The sequence below is a fragment of the Streptomyces sp. NPDC090445 genome (assembly GCF_044769385.1).
Classification (GTDB): domain Bacteria; phylum Actinomycetota; class Actinomycetes; order Streptomycetales; family Streptomycetaceae; genus Streptomyces.
In genome coordinates, this window is record NZ_JBIVXV010000049.1 from 15,553 (window position 1) to 34,026 (window position 18,474).

The following is an 18,474-nucleotide window of genomic DNA, read 5'->3' on the forward strand; positions in this document are numbered from 1 at the left end:
TGATGTGTGTGGGCGGTGACGTACGGTTCGCTGCATGATCGACCGTTCCGTCCCGCGCCGGGTGCTCCCGGCTCCGGAGCCGCGGGGCACGGAGACCGTCCCGGCCGCCCTTCCCGTACGGCCCCGGACCGGCCGACTCCTCGTCCTGGCCACCGTGTTCGTCTGCGCCGCCTGCGGTCTCGTCTACGAACTGGAACTGCTCGCCCTCGGCTCCTACCTGATCGGCGACTCCGTCACCCAGGCCTCCGTCGTCCTGTCCGTCATGGTCTTCGCCATGGGCGTCGGATCCCTGCTGGCCAAACGGCTGCGGCACCGGCCCGCCTTCGGATTCGCCGCCATCGAGGCGGCCCTCGCGCTGCTCGGCGGACTGTCGGCCATGGCGCTGTACGCGAGCTTCGCCTGGCTGGGGGAGTCCCGGCCCGCGCTCGTCGCCTTCTCCTTCGTCATCGGCGTGCTCATCGGCGCCGAGATCCCGCTGCTGATGGTCCTCATCCAGCGGATCCGCCGCCAGGACGCGGGCGGGGCCGTCGCCGACCTGTTCGCCGCCGACTACGTGGGCGCCCTCGTCGGCGGCCTCGCCTTCCCCTTCCTGCTGCTGCCGGTCCTCGGCCAGCTCACCGGCGCCATGCTGACCGGCACCGTCAACGCCGTCGTCGGCGCCGGCCTCGTCCTGTGGCTGTTCCGCCGCGACCTCAGTCGCCGCTCCCGCTGGCTGCTGATCTGTGCGAACGCCGCCGTCCTGGCCGTCCTCGGCTGCGCCACCGCCCTCGCCGACGACTTCGAGCAGGTCGCCCGGCGCGCCGTCTACGGCGGCGAGGTCCGCGTCGCCCGCCAGACCGGGATACAGGAACTCGTGCTGACCGGCCCCGCCACCGGCTCCCCCCGCTCCCTCGACCTGTTCCTCGACGGCCGGCTGCGGGTCAGCGGCTACGACGAGTACCGCTACCACGAGGCCCTCGTCCACCCCGCGATGGCCGGCCCGCACCGCCGCGTCCTGGTCCTCGGCGGCGGCGACGGGCTCGCCGCCCGCGAGGTGCTGCGCCACCGCGACGTCACGTCCGTCACCGTCGTCGAGCTCGACCCCGACGTGGTCCGCCTCGCCCGCACCGACCCCATGCTGTCCGCGCTCAACGGCCGCGCGCACGAGGACCCGCGCCTCGACGTCGTCACGCAGGACGCGTTCCGCTGGCTGCGCGGCCCGGCCGCCCACCGCCGCTTCGACGTCATCGTCTCCGACCTCCCCGACCCGGGCATCACCCCCAGTACGAAGCTGTACTCGCAGGAGTTCTACGGGCTCGCCGCCCGCGCCCTGGCCCCCGGCGGGCGGATCGTCGTCCACGCCGGCCCGCTCGCCACCCGCCCCCACACCTACTGGACCGTCGAGGCCACCCTGCGCGCCGCCGGCCTGCACACCGTGCCGTACAGCGCGGGCGGCCGCCTGTCCGGTTTCGCCGCCGGCCCGGACCGCACCCCCGGGGGGACCGGCGCACCGCCACAGGACTGGGGCTTCGTCCTCGCGGGCCGCGACCGGGCCCCCGAGCTGCGCGTCGACCGGGAGGCGCCGGGGCTGCGCTCCCTGACCACGCAGTCCCTGCGGGACGCGGCGCGCGATGCGGAGCGGATGCGGCCGACGGGGCTGCCGCCGTCCACGCTGCCGCACCCGCGGTACTCGTGACCGGTCCGCGTGACGCGCCCCGGGCGGGACACGGAACCGGTGCCCCGCCGACCGGGTGCGGCGGGCGGCGTCGTCGGTAGGCTCGACCGCATGGAGCATCAGGTGTTCGTTCCGGTCCCGGCAGACCGTCTCCGCGCCGTGCTGCGCGACCCCGCCCGGGTGGCCCGCTGCGTGCCGGGGCTCCAGCCGGAAGCGGCCCCGGAGGCCCCGGAGGCCCCGGGTCCGCAGGGGGCCCCGGGCGCGCAGGGGGCCGGCGCGGCGGCCGGGGAGCCGCTGCCGGGCCGGATGAAGCTCAAGGTCGGCCCGAACACCGTCACCTACCGCGGCACCCTGACCGTCACCGAGCAGGACCCGGACCACTTCGCCGTGACCGGCGAGGGCACCGAGATCCGCGGCAGCGGAACCGTCACCCTGTCCGTCGGGCTGCGGCTGGCGGCGGCCGACGGCGGGACCTCGCTGGAGTTCACCGCCGAGGGCGAGGCCGGCGGGCGGGCCGCGGGCTTCGCCCCGGAGGCGGTGCGGACCGCCGTGCAGCGGCTGCTGGACCGGGCCGCCGCACAGCTGGCGGCACAGGCGGGCGCCGCGGGCGGTGCGGGCGGCGCGGGCGGTGCGGGCGGCGCGGGCGAAGCAGGTGGCGCGGGCGACGCGGGCAAGCAGGACGGGCAGGACGGCGCGGGCGACGCAGACGGCGCGTCCGCGTCGGGCGGGGCAGCGGCCGCGGCCTTCGGCGCCGAGGGGCCGCCCTCCTCCCCGGACCCCGCCCCCGACGAGGCGCTCGACGGCCTCGGGGACCTGGACGGACTCGGCGAGCTCGGCGGCCTCGGGGACCTGGAGGACATCGGAAGCGCCTCCGACTTCGGGGAGCTGGACCGCCTGCGCGGCCTCGACGCCTTCGCCGGCCCCCCGCAGCCCCCCGCTGAAGCCGCCCACGCCCGCCGCACCATGATCGGCCGCAGCGCCGAGGAGGTCGACCACGCGCCCCCGCGCGGCCGCTACGCCCCGGTCCCCGCGTCCGCGTCCGCCACCGCCGGCGCCGGCCTGCGCTGGCTCGCCCCGGCCGCCGCCCTGGCCCTGGCCTCGGCGGTCGTGCTGGGCCGGGCCCTGCGCAGGCGCCGCTGATCCCGCGCCGGAGGTCGTTAGGCTCGACCGCATGAGCACGCAACTGAGCGCCGGCGGCGCCGAGGTGACGGTCGACCAGGACAACGGCTGCCGGATCGGCAGCCTGCGGATCGACGGCAGGGAGCTGCTGCGCCAAGGCCCCGCGTACGGCTGCTTCCCGATGGTGCCCTGGTGCGGGCGCACCGCGTACGGGGAGTTCCGCGACGGGGCGGCCGTCCACCGGCTGCCGGTCAACCACCCGCCGCACGCCCTCCACGGCTTCGGCCGCGACGCCCCCTGGCGCCGGGCCCACGCCGACGCCACCGAGGCGGCGTTCACGTACGACCTGGCCGACCCCTGGCCGTACCCGGGCCGGGTCACCCAGCTCGTCGCGCTCGCCCCGGACTCCCTGACCCTCACCCTGGGGGTGGAGACGTACGGCGACTCCTTCCCCGCCCAGGCCGGCTGGCACCCCTGGTTCCTGCGCAACCTCGGCGCCGGCGGCGAGGACGTACGCCTCGACTTCGACCCCGCCTGGCAGGAGGAGCGCGGCGACGACCACCTCCCCACCGGCCGGCGCATCGACCCGCTGCCCGGCCCCTGGGACGACTGCTTCGGCATGCCCTACGGCGTCGACGCCACCCTCACCTGGCCCGGCGAACTGGAGCTGAGGATCACCAGCCGGGCCCAGTGGGTCGTGGTCTACGACGAGCAGCCCGAGGCCGTCTGCGTCGAGCCGCAGTCCGGTCCGCCGAACGGTCTGAACAGCCAGCCGCGGCTGGTCACGCCCGTGGACCCGCTGGAGGTCGCCACGACCTGGACGTGGCGCCGCCTGTCGTAGAGCCCACGCCGCGCAACTAAGCTCGGGCCCATGAGTGACGTACGCGATGCGCTTCTGCAGCAGATCAAGGACAAGGCCGTCGTGCACGGCAAGGTGACCCTCTCCTCCGGCAAGGAGGCCGACTACTACATCGACCTCCGCCGGATCACCCTCGACGGCGAGGCGGCCCCGATGGTCGGCCAGGTCATGCTCGACCTCACCGCCGACCTCGACTACGACTGCGTCGGCGGCCTGACCCTGGGCGCCGACCCCGTCGCCACCTCGATGCTGCACGCCTCCGCGGCGCGCGGCGGGCGCCTGGACGCCTTCGTCGTCCGCAAGGCGCAGAAGGCGCACGGCATGCAGCGCCGCATCGAGGGCACCGACGTCCGGGGCAAGCGCTGCCTGGTCGTCGAGGACACCTCCACCACCGGCGGCTCCCCGCTGACCGCCGTCGAGGCCGTCCGCGAGGCGGGCGGCGAGGTCGTCGCCGTCGCCACGATCGTCGACCGCGGCGCCTCCGACGCCATCGCCGGGGCGGGCCTGCCGTACCTGACCGGCTACGAGCTGTCGGACCTCGGCCTCGCCTGACGTCAGGCCTGCCGTCAGGCCTGACGGCACCCCCTCCGCCGGGGCCGCGGCCCGGGTTCCGGACCCTCCGGTCTTGCATTCCGGAATGGGCCCTGGCGGCATCCGGGCCCCGGCGGAGCCGGTATACGGGGTCTGACCTGCCTTTTTGCTGCCCGGTGGCGTGATTTCCGGAATCCGCCCACCCGGGACGGGTGGAGTGTCACGCGGAGTCTGGAAAGATAGGCGCGACGGTTACGTCGCCCCCAGGTCAGGGTCAGCAATCGCACACTCCCCGCACACCCAAGGAGCGGACAGATGCCCATCGCAACCCCCGAGGTCTACAACGAGATGCTCGACCGGGCGAAGGCAGGCAAGTTCGCCTACCCGGCCATCAACGTGACCTCGAGCCAGACCCTGCACGCTGCCCTGCGCGGCTTCGCGGAGGCCGAGAGCGACGGCATCATCCAGATCTCCACCGGTGGTGCGGAGTTCCTGGGCGGGCAGCACAGCAAGGACATGGTCACGGGCGCGGTCGCCCTGGCCGAGTTCGCGCACATCGTCGCCGCCAAGTACGACGTCAACATCGCGCTGCACACCGACCACTGCCCGAAGGACAAGCTGGACGGGTACGTCCGCCCGCTGATCGCCCTCTCCGAGGAGCGCGTGAAGGCCGGCCGGAACCCGCTGTTCCAGTCGCACATGTGGGACGGCTCCGCCGAGACCCTGGCCGACAACCTCGCCATTGCGCAGGAGCTGCTGCCCCGCGCCGCCGCCGCCAAGATCATCCTTGAGGTCGAGATCACCCCGACCGGCGGCGAGGAGGACGGCGTCACCCACGAGATCAACGACGAGCTGTACACCACCGTCGAGGACGCGATCCGCACCGCCGAGGCCCTCGGCCTGGGCGAGAAGGGCCGCTACCTGCTGGCCGCCTCCTTCGGCAACGTGCACGGCGTCTACAAGCCGGGCAACGTCGTCCTGCGTCCGGAGCTGCTGAAGGACCTGCAGCAGGGCGTCGGCGAGAAGTACGGCAAGACCAGCCCCTTCGACTTCGTCTTCCACGGCGGCTCCGGCTCCACGGCGGAGGAGATCGCCACCGCGCTGGAGAACGGCGTCGTGAAGATGAACCTCGACACCGACACCCAGTACGCCTTCACCCGCCCGGTCGTGGACCACATGTTCCGCAACTACGACGGTGTCCTGAAGGTCGACGGCGAGGTCGGCAAGAAGTCCACCTACGACCCGCGCACCTGGGGCAAGCTGGCCGAGGCGGGCATGGCCCAGCGCGTCGCCGAGGCCTGCGCCAACCTGCGCTCCACGGGCACCCGCCTGAAGTGACCCGGTAAGGCCGTACGACCGAAGGGCCCGGCGCACCGTCCTCATGCGGTGCGCCGGGCCCTTCGGCATCGGTGTGCGGCCGCCTGCCCGGGGTTTCCCCCGTGCTCCCCGGACGGGGCGGATGATCACGCCGCGAGGCAGCATACCCACGGGTAGGTTTCGCGTGCTCGGACTTTTGCGCCCGACCGCCCGACCGCCCGACCGCCGGCACGCCGGCACGGGCGGGGCGGGCGGGGCGCGGCGCGGCGCGGTCGGCGGCGTCGGGTCAGCGGGCGGCCAGGGTCGGGCGGGGGCGGGCGGCCGGGGCGGGGCGGCGCAGGGCGAGCCGGGCCGCGGCGGGCGGGAGGTCCGCCGGGCGGGGCGCCGGGGCCGCCTGCGCAGCGCCCAGGCAGCGGGCCGCGTGCGCGACCGAGGCCAGGGTCACGTGCCGGTGCCAGCCCGGCAGCGACCGCCCGGAGAAGTCCCGCAGGCCGATCTCCTGCCCGCTCGCCGCCGACGCCGCCGACACCCGCAGCGCCGTCTTCGTCAGCCGCACCAGCACCGCCGGGTCCGTCCGCACCATGTCCGTCACCCACAGCTGCGTCGGCAGCCGCCGGGCCGCCTCCCACTCCCCGAACAGCAGCACCTCGCGCCGCCGCCCCGGAGCCGGGTCCGGCACCATGACCCGCACCGCGGCCACCAGCGAGGTGCGCCGCGCCCCCGGCACCGCCGGGTCGGGCCACTCCACCGGCATCCGCAGCCCGCGCACGTTCTGCAGGATGTCCCGCGCGGCCAGCGTCCCCGCGCCGAAGCCCGGCAGCCGCGGGTCCGTCACCAGCAGCCGCGCCTCGGGGCTGATCCGCCCCACCACCGGCACCCGCGCCTCGGCGAACCGGTTCAGCGTGGCCCGCGTCGCGATGTCGCGGATGTCCAGCACCACCGGCCGGACGGCCGTCCCCGACTCGCGCACCGTGTTCAGCACGCCGCTGACCGCGCAGCCCTCGTACGACTCCTCGCCGCCGGGGCCCGCCTCCTGCACGGAGTCCTGCGAGAGCTCCTGCGCCGACTCCTCGTCCAGGAACAGCCGCCACCCCACCGGGGTGACCACCCGGGCCGACGTGTACCAGATCCCGAACGCCTGCTGCCCGCGGAACATCTGACCCCGGTGCGGGTCGAAGCGGTGCCCGGCGCCCACCGAGTGCTCGCCGCCCTTCGGGATCGCCATCGGCTGCGCCACCCAGGCGTTGAGGGGGGCCGTCTGCCCCAGGTACTGCGCCAGTGCGGTCCGGAGCGGCTGCCAGTCCCAGGTCGACGCCGCGATGAAGTGGTGCAGGCTCTGCTCCGCGGCCGCGCTGCCGGCGCCGGCAGCGTCGACGCCGCTGATCTGCTGGGCGATGTTGCGGATCGACTTGCGGCCCTCCGTCTCCAGCAGCCCGCGCACGTACTGGCGGCCGCGTTCGCGCTGGTCCTTGCGCCGCAGGGAGGTGAACACCGCCGCGCACAGCTCCTCGGCGGCCCCGTCGGCACCGGTGCCGTCCGTGCCGCCGCCGAAGGCCCCGGGGGCGTACGGCGCCGCGGTGTCCCGGCGGTGGGCGCGGCCGCCCGGGGCGGTGCGTGCGGCCGTACGGGAGGCGGTGCGGGAGGCGGTTGCGGTGGCGGTGCCGATGCGCGTGCTGATGGCGGTTTGCACGACTTCCCCCTTCGTCGATGGCCCTCCTACCGTCCGCCCGGGGCCCCGTTCCGGGGGAGGTGCGCCGGGCACCTGACTGGGCCGCCGGGTGGTGGGGCGCCCACCATCGGGCGTCCGCGGGCGCCCTCGTGGTGGCCCCGCCACCACCGGGCGGCGGGGGCCGCGACACCGGGGGAGGGGCCCGGCATCCCGGGCCGGATGCCCCAGACTTGGACCATGTCCATTCACCAGAACCTGCTCGGGGGCCCGGCCCCCACCCACCTCCCCGACGAGCCGGGCCGCGCGGCGATCGCCGCGGGCACGCCCGCCGTCGAGGTGGCCGCCGCGCACCCCACCTCCTCCCTCGCCTGGGCGGTCCTCTCCGAGGAGGCCTTCGCCGCCGGCCGCACCGTCGAGGCGTACGCGTACGCCCGTACGGGCTACCACCGCGGCCTGGACGCGCTGCGCCGCGCCGGCTGGAAGGGCCACGGCCCGGTCCCGTGGGAGCACGAGCCGAACCGCGGTTTCCTGCGCGCCCTGCACGCGCTGGCCCGCGCGGCCGGGGCGATCGGCGAGAAGGAGGAGTACGAGCGCTGCACGACCTTCCTGCGCGACTCCTCCGAGACGGCCGCGGACGTCCTCGGCGCCGCCTGACCCGCCTGACCCGCCTGACCTGCCGCCCTGCCCGGCGGCACGCACGCGTACGGGTGCACGGCCGGCCGGTCCGCGGCCGGCCGTCCACCCGCCCCCGAGGCCCCTCCCGGCCCTCCTGCCCCTGCCGGAGCTCCCGTTTCTCACGCCCTTGTGTCCGAAACGTGTCTGTGACGCCCGTCACTGGCCATTGGAAGGCGGCCGGGAAGCGGTCCTATGATGCGGGCAGGGGACCGGGGCTCCACACACCCAATCGGAAGGAGCGGACCGCTACCCGGAAGCACGTGTCGAGGAGACAGCGATGTCGAACACCCTTGATGCCTCCGGAGCCGGTTCGGACACCCCGAACCTCGACTTCGCCGGCACGACCCCGTACGAGGACTACGTCCAGGCGGACGTCCTCACCCACCTCCAGCACCTTCGTTCGGACGATCCGGGCGAGATGGTCTTCCTGGTCACCACCCAGGTCATGGAGCTGTGGTTCACGGTCATCGTCCACGAGTGGGAGACGGCCGCGAAGGCCCTCCGCGAGGACCGGATCCCCGTCGCGATGGACGCGCTGAAACGATCCCTCCGCGAGCTGGAGGCCCTCAACGCCTCCTGGCGCCCGCTCGCCCAGCTCACCCCCGGCCAGTTCAACTCGTACCGCGCCGCCCTCGGCGAGGGCTCCGGCTTCCAGTCGGCGATGTACCGCCGGATGGAGTTTCTGCTCGGCGAGAAGTCGGCCTCCATGCTCGTCCCGCACCGCGGCGCCCCGCGCGTCCACGGGGAGCTGGAGAAGGCCCTGCACGAGCCCAGCCTCTACGACGAGGTGCTGCGCCTGCTCGCCCGCCGCGGCCTGCCCGTCCCGCAGTCCGTCCTCGACCGCGACCTCGCGCAGCGCTACGAGCCCTCGGCCGAGGTCGAGGCCGTCTGGACCGCCCTGTACGAGGACCCCGACCTGCACCCGGACCTGCACCGGCTCGGCGAGGCCCTCACGGACGTCGCGGAGCTCGTCTGGCGCTGGCGCAACGACCACCTCGTCGCCACCCGCCGCGCGATGGGCGCGAAGACCGGCACGGGCGGCTCCGCCGGGGTGACCTGGCTGGAGAAGCGCGCCGCGAAGAACGTGTTCCCCGAGCTGTGGACGGCGCGCAGCCATGTCTGACGCCCTCGACACCACGGTCGACACCACCGCCGGGACCGCCCCCGCGGACGCCGCCTCGGACCTGGCCGCGCGCGCCGCGCAGCTCGACGCCGCCGACGAGCTGGGCAAGCTCCGCGAGCGCTTCACCCTCCCCGAGGGCGTCGTCTACCTCGACGGCAACTCGCTCGGCGCGCTCCCCGCAGGCGTCGCCGCCCGCGTGGCCGAGGTCGTCACGCAGGAGTGGGGCACCGAGCTGATCCGCTCCTGGAGCAGCGGCACCTGGTGGACCGCCCCCGAGCGGATCGGCGACCGGATCGCCCCGCTCGTCGGCGCGGCCCCCGGCCAGGTCGTCGTCGGCGACTCCACCAGCGTCAACCTGTTCAAGGCGCTGGTCGGCGCCGCCCGCCTGGCGGAGCCCGGCCGCACCGAGCTGCTCGTCGACGCGACCACGTTCCCCACCGACGGCTACATCGCCGAGTCGGCGGCCCGGCTCGCCGGCCTGACCGTCGTCCCGGTGGACCCGTCCGACGCGGCCGCGGTGCTGCGCGAGCGGGGGCAGGACACGGCCGTCGTCCTGCTCAACCACGTCGACTACCGCGGCGGCCGGCTCCACGACCTGCCCGGCCTCACCCGGGCGGCGCACGCCGCGGGCGCGGTCATCGTCTGGGACCTGTGCCACTCGGCCGGCGCCCTGCCGGTCGGCCTCGACGAGCACGGCGTCGACCTCGCGGTGGGCTGCACGTACAAGTACCTCAACGGCGGCCCCGGTTCGCCGGCGTACCTCTACATCGCCGAACGCCACCAGGCCGCCTTCGACTCCCCGCTGCCCGGCTGGAACGGCCACGCGGAGCCCTTCGCGATGACCCCGGGCTACACCCCGGCCGCGGGCGCGGTCCGCGGCCGGGTCGGCACCCCGGACATCCTGTCGATGCTGGCCCTGGAGGCGGCGCTCGACGCCTGGGACGGGGTGGACGTGGCGGCCGTACGGGCCAAGTCCCTGGCGCTGACCGACTTCTTCCTGGAGTGCGTGGCCGCGTACGTCCCGGCGGGGAAGGTCGAGCCGGTGACGCCGCTGCCGCACGGGGAGCGCGGCAGCCAGGTGTCGCTGCGCACGGAGAACGCACGCGCGGTGATGGACGAGCTGATCTCCCGCGGGGTGATCGGCGACTTCCGGGCCCCGGACGTCCTGCGGTTCGGGTTCACCCCGCTGTACGTGGGCTTCGCGGACGCGGAGCGCGCGGCCCGGACGCTGGGTCACATCTTCGGGTGACGTCGGGGCGACCCGGGAGCGAAACGTCACAGCACGGGGCGGGCGGGGCGGTGATCCCTGCCCGCCCCGGTCCGTTTCCATGCGTGCCGGGGTACGTGACAAAAACCTCCGGGGACAGGCTTGTTCCGGCCTGATACGGTCCGGCTCTGCCGGATCGAAGGACCCGGAGCCCGGAACCGCCGCCGCGGAACGGGGCTGCCGGGCTGCGGAACTCCGGTGGCCGGAAGACCAGTCCCACGCGTTACCGAGAGGTTGAGCCGATGACGGACCCCGCAGTCGAACGGGACGCCGCCGAGGCCGCCTCGGCCTTCTCCCACCCGCCGGTCGCCCCGGACGCGTCGGCCGCGTACGGGGACCACCCGGACCACGTCGTCGACTTCTACGCCCCGCGCGCCGCCGGCGGCGGTGCGGGCGCGGGTGCGCCCGGCTCCGCTCCCCTGGTCGTGCTGCTGCACGGCGGCGCCTGGCGGGCCCCGTACGACCGGGAGCACGTGTCACCGCTGGCCGACTTCCTGGCGCGGCGCGGTTTCGCCGTGGCCAGCGTCGAGTACCGGCGCGGGAGTTCGCTGCCGCACCAGAACGCCGGGCCGGTCGCCGGCCGCTGGCCGGAAACCTTCGACGACGTGGCCGCGGCGATGGACGCCCTGCCCGGGCTGGCCGCCGCCCACCTTCCGCAGGCCGACCTGCGCCGTACGGTCCTCACCGGCCATTCCGCCGGCGGCCACCTCGCGCTGTGGGCCGCCGCCCGGCATGTCCTGCCGGCCGGCGCCCCGGCGGGCTGGCGGCTGCCGGCCCCGCCGGTGCTGCGCGGTGTCGTGGCGCTGGCCCCCATCGCGGACTTCGAGGTGGCGGAGAAGCTCTTCGTGTGCGGCGGCGCGTCGGCGCAGCTGCTGGGCGGGGAGGCGCACTGGGCGGAGCGGCTCCCGTACGCGGACCCGGCGGCGCTGCTGCCGACCGGGATCGCCACGACCGTGGTGCAGGGCCGGGAGGACATCGTCGTCCCGGCGGAGGTCGCCGAGTCGTACGTGGCCGCGGCGGCGAAGGCGGGGGAGACGGTCGGCCTGACCCTGCTGGACGGGGTCGGCCACTTCCCGCTGATCGACCCGGCGGCCGACGCCTGCGCGGTGGTCGCCGAGGAGATCTCACAACTCGCCTGGTAGCCGTGCCGTCCCGGGCCAGACCCGCCCCGCGCCGTCCCGGGCCAGACCCGCCCCGTGCCGTCCCGGGCCGAGGACGCCCGGGCCGGGCGTGCCCCGGCCCGGGGTGCTCGATCCGAGGAGGTTCAGACCGCCAGGCGCGCCGCGATCGTCGCGAGGCGCTCGCCCTGGTAGCGGGCGGCCGTCAGGGTCGCCTCGCTGACCTCGCCGCTGCTCGCCGGGTGCGAGGTGCCGTACGGGTTGCCGCCGGCCTCGAAGACGGCCGGGTTGGTGAAGCCGGGCGCGACGATGATCGAGCCCCAGTGGTGGAAGGTGTTGTAGAGGGCGAGCAGCGTGGACTCGTTGCCGCCGTGGGCGTTGTGGGCGCTGGTGAAGCCGGTGGCCGGCTTGTCGGCGAGGACGCCCTGCTGCCAGAGGCCGCCCGTGGTGTCGAGGAACTGCTTCAGCTGGCCCGAGATGTTGCCGTACCGGGTCGGCGAGCCGATGGCGTAGGCGTTGGCCCAGGCGAGGTCGTCCAGGGTGGCGACCTCGACGTCCCGGGTGTCCTCGACGTGCCGGCGCCAGGCCGGGTTGGAGTCGATGGCGGCGTCGGGGGCGAGCTCGGGCACCCGGCGGAGCCGTACCTCGGCGCCGGCCTTCTCGGCGCCTTCGGCGACCGCCTTCGCGAGCGCGTGGACGTTCCCGGTGGAGGAGTAGTAGATGACGGCGACCTTGGCGCTCATGACGGTTCCCTGCCTAAGTGGATCAAAATCCGGTTCGTTCGGTGGTTCAGAGTTAAACGGATACCAATCCGTTTGGCAAGGGGCGTCCGGTAGCCTCGGGGTATGAGCCGCAGCCGCATCGAACTCCCCGTCTCGGGCCAGGCCCCGCCGGAGCGCGCGGACGCCGCCCGCAACCGGCGGAAGATCCTGGACGCGGCCGCCCGCCTGATCGCCGAACAGGGGCCGGACGCCGTCACCATGAACGCCGTCGCGCACGCCGCGGGGATGGGGGTCGGCACGGTCTACCGGCGCTTCGGGGACGTCGGCCAGCTGCTGCTCGCCCTGCTCGACGACGACGAGCGGCGCTTCCAGGAGGCCTTCCTCGGCGGCCCGCCGCCGCTGGGGCCCGAGGCGCCGCCCGAGGAGCGGCTGCGGGCGTTCCTGTACACGCTGGCCGAGCGGCTGGCCGGCTGCCGGGCGGTGATGGGCGCCGCCGAGGCGGCGTCGCCGGGTGCGCGGTACCGCAGCGGCGCCTACCTGACCATGCACACGCACGTGGCCATGCTGCTCCGGCAGTCCCGGCCGGGGGTGGACGCGCCGGTCCTGGCGCACCTGCTGCTCGCCCCGTTCGTGCCGAGCCTGTTCGAGCACCTGGCGGTGGACCGGGAAGTGCCGGTGGACCGGATCAAGGCGGGCATCGACGTCCTGCTGCGCGCGGTCTGACCGGCGCCCGGGGATCCGCCGGCGGGTACGCGGAAGGGGGCGGCGCGCCGTTCGGCGCACCGCCCCCTTCCGGACGGGTGTCGGACCGTCCTTACAGGAACGAGTTGATCTCGATCGTCTCGGTGCGGCCCGGGCCGACGCCGATCGCGGAGATCGGGGCGCCCGACATCTCCTCCAGGGCCTTCACGTAGGCCTGCGCGTTCTTCGGCAGGTCGGAGAAGGTCTTGGCCTTGGTGATGTCCTCGGACCAGCCCGGCAGGTTCTCGTAGATCGGCTTCGCGTGGTGGAAGTCCGTCTGCGAGTACGGGAGCTCCTCGACGCGCTTGCCGTCGATCTCGTACGCGACGCAGACCGGGATCTCCTCCCAGCCGGTCAGCACGTCCAGCTTGGTGAGGAAGAAGTCCGTCAGGCCGTTCACGCGGGTCGCGTAGCGGGCGATCGGGGCGTCGAACCAGCCGCAGCGGCGGTCGCGGCCGGTGGTGACACCGCGCTCGCCGCCGATGCGGCGCAGGTCCTCGCCGTCCTGGTCGAACAGCTCCGTCGGGAACGGGCCGGCGCCGACACGGGTGGTGTACGCCTTGAGGATGCCGATGACCCGGCTGATCTTGGTCGGGCCGACGCCCGTACCGGTGCACGCGCCGCCCGCGGTCGGGTTCGACGAGGTCACGAAGGGGTACGTGCCGTGGTCGACGTCGAGCAGGGTGCCCTGGCCGCCCTCGAACAGCACGACCTTGTTCTCGTCGAGCGCGTTGTTCAGGATCAGCGTGGTGTCGGCGACGTACGGCTTGATCTGGTCCGCGTACTGGAGCATCTCCTCCACGATCGCGGCGGCCTCGATCGCGCGGCGGTTGTACAGCTTGGCGAGCAGCTGGTTCTTGTTCTCCAGCGCCGCCTCGACCTTCTGGGTGAGGATCGACTCGTCGTACAGGTCCTGGACGCGGATGCCGACGCGGTTGATCTTGTCCGCGTAGGTCGGGCCGATGCCGCGGCCGGTGGTGCCGATCTTGCGCTTGCCGAGGAAGCGCTCGCCGACCTTGTCGAGGGTCACGTTGTACGGCGTGATCAGGTGGGCGTTTCCGCTGATCAGCAGCTTGGACGTGTCGATGCCGCGCTCATTGAGCCCACGCAGCTCGGAGAGGAGCACGGACGGGTCGACGACGACGCCGTTGCCGATGACCGGGGTGCATCCGGGGGACAGGATGCCGGAAGGGAGAAGGTGCAGCGCGTACTTCTGGTCGCCTACGACGACCGTGTGGCCGGCGTTGTTGCCGCCCTGGTAGCGCACCACGTAGTCAACGGATCCACCGAGCAGGTCGGTGGCCTTTCCCTTGCCCTCGTCACCCCACTGAGCTCCGAGCAGCACAAGAGCGGGCACAGGCGTACACCTCTTCCGGATGGGGCATGTCCAAGGCCAGGGGGCGTACGACGATGTACACCGCAGGCTGGGCCGTCGGACCGGTACCCCGGAATAGACGAAGGCCCTGGCGCAATAGCGCAAGGGCCTCTTGCACAAAGATGCTACCCGAGGAAGGACCGAGGTGTCGGCTCCGGAGCCCACCATGAGCCCTGCGGGCGCGCCGGTCGGCGGCCTGCTCGTGCTCGTCGACCCGGTCGCCCGCCGTCTCGACGGCGAGTCCGTGCGGATCGCGAGGGATGTTCTGTCGGCGGGAGCGGCGGCGAAGGTCTGCCTCCCGGATTCACCGGAGGAGTTCGCGCGGGCCCTCGCCCGCCGGGGCCATCGGCGGCCCGTGATCGTCGGCGACGACCGGGCGCTGGTGCGGGCCGTGGGGCTGCTGCACCGGGAGCGCGCGCTCGGCGAGGGCGCGGCCGGCGCCGTCTCCGTCATCCCGGTGGGGCAGGCAGGGTCACTGGGGCTGGTGAGGACGCTGGGAGTTCCGCTGTCGGCGGTGTCCGCGGCGCGGGCCGCCCTGGACGGGGTCGTCGGCATGCGGGACCTGCTGGTGGACGACAGCGACGGGGTGGTCCTGGGGGGCCTGCGGATTCCACCCGTTCGGCCGTCCGTGCCGCGCCCGGCGGGGCCCTCGGTGCGCAGCGCGTACCGCTCGCTGGTCCGCACCCTGGTCGGGCCGCCGCCGTCGGCGCCCGCGCGGGGCGGGGCCGGCGGCGGCCACCGGCTGCGGGTGGAGGCCGACGGGGTGGTCCTGGCCGACCTGGACCGGCCGGTCGAGGACCTGTCGCTGGAGGCGGGCCGGGGCGGGCTCGCGGAGGTCGTCGTCCGGGTGGGCGGGACCGCGGTCGGGGCCCGGGCCCGGGTCGTCACCGTGGCCGGGTCGGACTTCCGGTACCGGGCCGACGAGGCGGTCGCGGGGCCGGTGCGCCGCCGCACGTGGACCCTGCAGCCGGCGGCGTGGGGGGTCATCCTCCCGCGCTGACCTGCGGGGCCGCCTCCCCCGCCCGCTCGGGTCAGGGCAGGTCGAGGGTGGCGCGGTGGGTGCGCCAGCGGTCCATCATTCCCAGCAGCTCCTGCTGCAGGAACTCGAAGAACGCCGCCGTCTCGGCGATCCGCGCCCCGGCGGGGCTCTCGGCGCCGAGGCCGGCCGCGCCCTCGCGCAGGGTCTTCTCCCACAGGGGCAGGACCTGGTCGCGGCGGGTGAAGGTCTCGTACCAGAGCTCGTTGTGCAGGACGTACCGGTCGCGGCGGGAGCCCGGCTCGCGTTCGCGGCTGACCATGTTGACCTGCGTCAGGTACGACACCGCGCCCGACACCGCCGCCGGGCTGATCTGCAGGGCCTCGCTCAGCTCGGCCGAGGTCATCGCGCCGCTGTCGCTGGCCAGCAGCTGCGCGAAGACGCGGGCCGCCATGCGCTGCATGCCCGCTTCGGCCAGCTGGGCCGCGAAGCGCTCCACGAAGCGGGAGACCGCCCCGGTGTCGCGTGCGTCCCGCCCGTCCCGCCCGTCCGGCTCGTCCCGGCTGTCCCGCTCGCCCCGGCTGTCCTGCTGCTTCTTCGCTGCATCCATCTGCTTCGCCACCCTCCGGATTTTACGCGGTTCCCGAGCTTCACAAGTTTGTGAAAGTAGCGTACGTTCAGAAACATGACGAAGGCAATCAGCGTCGCCGGACTCCACAAGGCGTTCGGCCGCACCCGTGCTCTGGACGGACTCGACCTCTCCGTCGCCACCGGCGAGGTCCACGGCTTCCTCGGCCCCAACGGCGCCGGCAAGTCCACCACCATCCGCGTCCTGCTGGGCCTGCTGCGCGCCGACTCCGGAACCGCCGAGCTGCTCGGCGGCGACCCGTGGGCCGACGCCGTGGAGCTCCACCGCCGCGTCGCCTACGTCCCCGGCGACGTCACCCTGTGGCGCAACCTCTCCGGCGGCGAGGTCATCGACCTCTACGGGCGGCTGCGCGGAGGACTCGACCGGGCCCGCCGCGACGGGCTGATCGACCGCTTCGAGCTCGACCCCGCCAAGAAGGGGCGCACGTACTCCAAGGGCAACCGGCAGAAGGTGGCACTCGTCGCCGCCTTCGCCTCCAACGCCGAGCTGCTCGTCCTCGACGAACCCACCTCCGGCCTCGACCCGCTGATGGAAGAGGTCTTCCAGAGCTGCGTCGCCGAGGCCCGCGCCGCCGGCCGCACCGTCCTGCTCAGCTCGCACATCCTCAGCGAGGTCGAAGCCCTCTGCGACCGCGTCAGCATCATCCGCAAGGGCCGCACCGTGGAGACCGGCACCCTCGCCGAGCTGCGCCACCTCACCCGTACGTCGATCAGCGCCGAACTTGCCGGCCCGCCGAACGGCCTCGCGCAGCTGCCCGGCATCCACGACGTCGAGGTACAGGGGCAGCGGATCCGCCTGCAGGCCGACACCGACAAGCTGGACGCCGTCCTGCGCTCCCTCGCCGCCTCCGGGGTGCGGTCGCTGACCGCGACCCCGCCCACCCTCGAAGAACTCTTCCTGCGCCACTACGCGGACGACGCGCACGCGAAGGCAGCGGCCAAGGCGGGCGCAGCGCGATGAAGAACCAACTCGCCGGAACCGCGGGCCTGCTGAGGCTCGCACTGCGCCGCGACCGGGTCATGGTGCCGGTGTGGGTGCTGGTCGTCGCCCTGATGGTGCTGAGCCTGCCCGCCTCCCTGGAATCGGCGTACGCGACCGAGGCCGACCGGGCCCGGCTCGCCGCCGCCATGAACACCAACGGCTCGCTGCGCGCCCTGTACGGGCCCGTCTTCGGGGACTCGCTCGGCGCCCTCACCGCCTGGCGCGGCGGGGTCTTCGCCGGGGTGCTCGCCGGCATCATGAGCCTCGCCGTCGTCATCCGGCACACCCGCGAGGAAGAGGAGACGGGCCGCCAGGAACTGCTGTCCGCCGCCATGGTGGGCCGCCGCGCCCCGCTCACGGCCGCACTCCTGGCCGCCCTGACCGCCAACGCGGCCGCCGCCCTGCTGGTGGCCGGCGGCCTGGCCGGCGCGCACGGCGCAGCCGGGGCACTCGCGCTCGGACTGGGCATCGGCGCCACCGGCATGCTCTTCGCCGGCATCGCCGCCATCACCGCACAGCTCACCGAGAGCGCACGGCTCGCGAAGGGCCTCGCCGGGGCGCTGATCGGCACCGCGTTCGTACTGCGCGCCGCCGGCGACGCCGGCAGCACCGCCGGGGAGAGCGCGCTGACCTGGGCCTCGCCGCTGGGCTGGCTGGAGCACGTACGGGCCTTCGCCGGCGAACGCTGGTGGGTGCTCGGCCTGTTCGCCGCGGCGGCCGCGCTGCTGGTGGCGGCCGCGTACGCACTCGCCGGACGCCGAGACATCGGCATGAGCTTCCTCCCGGCCCGGCCCGGGCCCGCCGAAGGCCGGATCGGCAGCGCCGGCGCGCTGGCCTGGCGGCTGCAGCGGGGCAGCCTGGCGGGCTGGAGCCTCGGATTCCTCGCGGCGGGCGCCGTCTTCGGGTCCATCACGGACGGCGCCACCCAGCTCGTCGGCGACAACGCGCGGACCCGCGAGATCATCCAGCGCATGGGAGGGCAGAGCGCACTCGCCGACGCCTTCCTCGCCGCCATGGCCGGCATGCTCGGCATGGTCGCCGCCCTCTACATCGTCTCCGCGGTGCTCCGGCTGGCCGGCGAGGAGACCGGGCAGCGCGCCGAACCGCTGCTCGCCGCCCCCGTCGGGCGGCTGCGCTGGGCCGGCGGCCACCTGGCCGTGGCCTTCGGCGGGTCCGCGCTGATCCTGCTGCTCGGCGGGCTCGGCCTGGGCCTCGGGCACGGCCGGGACGTGGCCGCGGCGGCCGGCGCCGCCCTCGCCCAGCTCCCGGCGGTGTGGGTGATCGGCGCCCTGGCGGCCCTGCTGCACGGCGCCGCCCCGAAGTACGCCGCGGGCGCCTGGGGGATGGCCGGAGCCGCCCTGCTGCTCGGCTGGATCGGCCCCGCCCTGAACCTTCCGCAGGCCGTCCTGGACCTCTCCCCCTTCGCCCACCTGCCGAAGCTCCCGGGCGCACAGGCCCTGGCCTGGACACCGCTGCTGGCCATGACCGGCCTGGCGGCGGCCCTCCTCGCGGCGGGCCTCACCGCCCTCCGCCGCCGCGACCTCACTGTTTGACCTGACCTGACCTGACCTGACCTGAACCGGACCGCGCCGACGGCCCCCGCGTACCGCGCGGGGGCCGTCGGCGCCCGCCCGGACGGGCCGCCGCACACGGCCCCGGCACCGGTCAGCCCGCCCACCACCAACTCCAGCACCCCCC

The 18,474-nt window shown here is 74.6% G+C and carries 17 protein-coding genes; 13 read left to right on the top strand and 4 right to left on the bottom strand.

The genetic code is table 11. The features are described 5' to 3' along the window. The first annotated feature begins 34 nt into the window (after positions 1-34). From ACIQUT_RS39150 to fbaA, 5 genes are all read left to right on the top strand, one after another. Positions 35-1,675, top strand: a complete 1,641-nt coding sequence (locus ACIQUT_RS39150; protein ID WP_403570384.1) for a polyamine aminopropyltransferase — start codon at positions 35-37, stop codon at positions 1,673-1,675. A 90-nt stretch (positions 1,676-1,765) separates the two neighbouring features. Continuing rightward, entirely contained in the window at positions 1,766-2,794 is a 1,029-nt protein-coding gene (locus ACIQUT_RS39155) for an SRPBCC domain-containing protein (protein WP_403570386.1), read from the top strand. Positions 2,795-2,825: 31 nt separating this feature from the next. Continuing rightward, complete coding sequence (locus ACIQUT_RS39160) at positions 2,826-3,614, top strand: aldose 1-epimerase (protein WP_403570388.1); 789 nt, start codon at positions 2,826-2,828, stop codon at positions 3,612-3,614. 30 nt (positions 3,615-3,644) lie between these two features. After that, a complete protein-coding gene (gene pyrE / locus ACIQUT_RS39165; RefSeq protein ID WP_179175581.1) occupies positions 3,645-4,184 on the top strand; it encodes an orotate phosphoribosyltransferase in 540 nt (179 codons plus the stop codon). 294 nt (positions 4,185-4,478) lie between these two features. Continuing rightward, positions 4,479-5,501 carry a class II fructose-bisphosphate aldolase gene (gene fbaA / locus ACIQUT_RS39170; protein ID WP_403570390.1) on the top strand — a complete coding sequence of 341 codons (1,023 nt, stop codon included), beginning with the start codon at positions 4,479-4,481 and terminating at the stop codon, positions 5,499-5,501. Positions 5,502-5,766: 265 nt separating this feature from the next. Here fbaA and ACIQUT_RS39175 read toward each other — a convergent pair whose 3' ends face one another. Next, positions 5,767-7,170 carry an IS701 family transposase gene (locus tag ACIQUT_RS39175; protein ID WP_403570392.1) on the bottom strand — a complete coding sequence of 468 codons (1,404 nt, stop codon included), beginning with the start codon at positions 7,168-7,170 and terminating at the stop codon, positions 5,767-5,769. A 216-nt stretch (positions 7,171-7,386) separates the two neighbouring features. Here ACIQUT_RS39175 and ACIQUT_RS39180 point away from each other — a divergent pair, with 216 nt between their 5' ends. From ACIQUT_RS39180 to ACIQUT_RS39195, 4 genes are all read left to right on the top strand, one after another. Beyond that, positions 7,387-7,803, top strand: coding sequence for a DUF3151 domain-containing protein (locus ACIQUT_RS39180; protein ID WP_403570394.1), 417 nt, complete (start codon positions 7,387-7,389; stop codon positions 7,801-7,803). A gap of 298 nt (positions 7,804-8,101) precedes the next feature. Beyond that, on the top strand, positions 8,102-8,947 hold the full coding sequence (locus ACIQUT_RS39185; RefSeq protein ID WP_403570395.1) for a tryptophan 2,3-dioxygenase family protein: 846 nt from the start codon (positions 8,102-8,104) through the stop codon (positions 8,945-8,947). After that, entirely contained in the window at positions 8,940-10,196 is a 1,257-nt protein-coding gene (kynU, locus tag ACIQUT_RS39190; protein ID WP_403570397.1) for a kynureninase, read from the top strand. Before ACIQUT_RS39185 ends, kynU begins: the two co-directional genes overlap by 8 nt. Positions 10,197-10,456: 260 nt before the next feature. Further along, entirely contained in the window at positions 10,457-11,356 is a 900-nt protein-coding gene (locus ACIQUT_RS39195; protein WP_403570399.1) for an alpha/beta hydrolase family protein, read from the top strand. Positions 11,357-11,478: 122 nt separating this feature from the next. Here ACIQUT_RS39195 and wrbA read toward each other — a convergent pair whose 3' ends face one another. Then, positions 11,479-12,075 (bottom strand): NAD(P)H:quinone oxidoreductase, encoded by a 597-nt coding sequence (gene wrbA / locus ACIQUT_RS39200; RefSeq protein WP_403570400.1) that lies wholly within the window; start codon positions 12,073-12,075, stop codon positions 11,479-11,481. 102 nt (positions 12,076-12,177) lie between these two features. Here wrbA and ACIQUT_RS39205 point away from each other — a divergent pair, with 102 nt between their 5' ends. Next, the gene (locus tag ACIQUT_RS39205; RefSeq protein ID WP_403570401.1) at positions 12,178-12,777 is read left to right on the top strand and encodes a TetR/AcrR family transcriptional regulator; all 600 of its coding nucleotides are present in this window, start codon (positions 12,178-12,180) and stop codon (positions 12,775-12,777) included. Between the two features lie 91 nt (positions 12,778-12,868). Here ACIQUT_RS39205 and ACIQUT_RS39210 read toward each other — a convergent pair whose 3' ends face one another. Continuing rightward, positions 12,869-14,152: an adenylosuccinate synthase gene (locus ACIQUT_RS39210; protein ID WP_403570403.1), complete on the bottom strand. Its 1,284-nt coding sequence runs from the start codon at positions 14,150-14,152 to the stop codon at positions 12,869-12,871. Between the two features lie 184 nt (positions 14,153-14,336). Between ACIQUT_RS39210 and ACIQUT_RS39215 the strand changes: the two genes are divergently transcribed. Beyond that, positions 14,337-15,170, top strand: a complete 834-nt coding sequence (locus tag ACIQUT_RS39215) for a diacylglycerol kinase (protein ID WP_403570405.1) — start codon at positions 14,337-14,339, stop codon at positions 15,168-15,170. 31 nt (positions 15,171-15,201) lie between these two features. Here the strand turns inward: ACIQUT_RS39215 and ACIQUT_RS39220 are convergent, their stop codons facing one another. Continuing rightward, positions 15,202-15,756, bottom strand: coding sequence for a GbsR/MarR family transcriptional regulator (locus ACIQUT_RS39220; protein WP_403570410.1), 555 nt, complete (start codon positions 15,754-15,756; stop codon positions 15,202-15,204). Positions 15,757-15,831: 75 nt separating this feature from the next. On the opposite strand from ACIQUT_RS39220, the gene ACIQUT_RS39225 reads away from it, so the two are divergent. Both ACIQUT_RS39225 and ACIQUT_RS39230 read left to right on the top strand, forming a co-directional pair. Continuing rightward, positions 15,832-16,755: an ATP-binding cassette domain-containing protein gene (locus ACIQUT_RS39225; RefSeq protein WP_403570407.1), complete on the top strand. Its 924-nt coding sequence runs from the start codon at positions 15,832-15,834 to the stop codon at positions 16,753-16,755. Beyond that, positions 16,752-18,329, top strand: a complete 1,578-nt coding sequence (locus ACIQUT_RS39230) for an ABC transporter permease (protein ID WP_403570408.1) — start codon at positions 16,752-16,754, stop codon at positions 18,327-18,329. Before ACIQUT_RS39225 ends, ACIQUT_RS39230 begins: the two co-directional genes overlap by 4 nt. Positions 18,330-18,474: the final 145 nt, after the last annotated feature.

Bases quoted from the DNA above. Each gene is read 5' to 3' on its own strand.
- ACIQUT_RS39150 (WP_403570384.1), top strand. From the start codon at position 35: ATGATCGACCGTTCCGTCCCGCGCCGGGTGCTCCCGGCTCCGGAGCCG.
- ACIQUT_RS39155 (WP_403570386.1), top strand. From the start codon at position 1,766: ATGGAGCATCAGGTGTTCGTTCCGGTCCCGGCAGACCGTCTCCGCGCC.
- ACIQUT_RS39160 (WP_403570388.1), top strand. From the start codon at position 2,826: ATGAGCACGCAACTGAGCGCCGGCGGCGCCGAGGTGACGGTCGACCAG.
- pyrE (WP_179175581.1), top strand. From the start codon at position 3,645: ATGAGTGACGTACGCGATGCGCTTCTGCAGCAGATCAAGGACAAGGCC.
- fbaA (WP_403570390.1), top strand. From the start codon at position 4,479: ATGCCCATCGCAACCCCCGAGGTCTACAACGAGATGCTCGACCGGGCG.
- ACIQUT_RS39180 (WP_403570394.1), top strand. From the start codon at position 7,387: ATGTCCATTCACCAGAACCTGCTCGGGGGCCCGGCCCCCACCCACCTC.
- ACIQUT_RS39185 (WP_403570395.1), top strand. From the start codon at position 8,102: ATGTCGAACACCCTTGATGCCTCCGGAGCCGGTTCGGACACCCCGAAC.
- kynU (WP_403570397.1), top strand. From the start codon at position 8,940: ATGTCTGACGCCCTCGACACCACGGTCGACACCACCGCCGGGACCGCC.
- ACIQUT_RS39195 (WP_403570399.1), top strand. From the start codon at position 10,457: ATGACGGACCCCGCAGTCGAACGGGACGCCGCCGAGGCCGCCTCGGCC.
- wrbA (WP_403570400.1), bottom strand. From the start codon at position 12,075: ATGAGCGCCAAGGTCGCCGTCATCTACTACTCCTCCACCGGGAACGTC.
- ACIQUT_RS39205 (WP_403570401.1), top strand. From the start codon at position 12,178: ATGAGCCGCAGCCGCATCGAACTCCCCGTCTCGGGCCAGGCCCCGCCG.
- ACIQUT_RS39215 (WP_403570405.1), top strand. From the start codon at position 14,337: ATGAGCCCTGCGGGCGCGCCGGTCGGCGGCCTGCTCGTGCTCGTCGAC.
- ACIQUT_RS39220 (WP_403570410.1), bottom strand. From the start codon at position 15,756: ATGGATGCAGCGAAGAAGCAGCAGGACAGCCGGGGCGAGCGGGACAGC.
- ACIQUT_RS39225 (WP_403570407.1), top strand. From the start codon at position 15,832: ATGACGAAGGCAATCAGCGTCGCCGGACTCCACAAGGCGTTCGGCCGC.
- ACIQUT_RS39230 (WP_403570408.1), top strand. From the start codon at position 16,752: ATGAAGAACCAACTCGCCGGAACCGCGGGCCTGCTGAGGCTCGCACTG.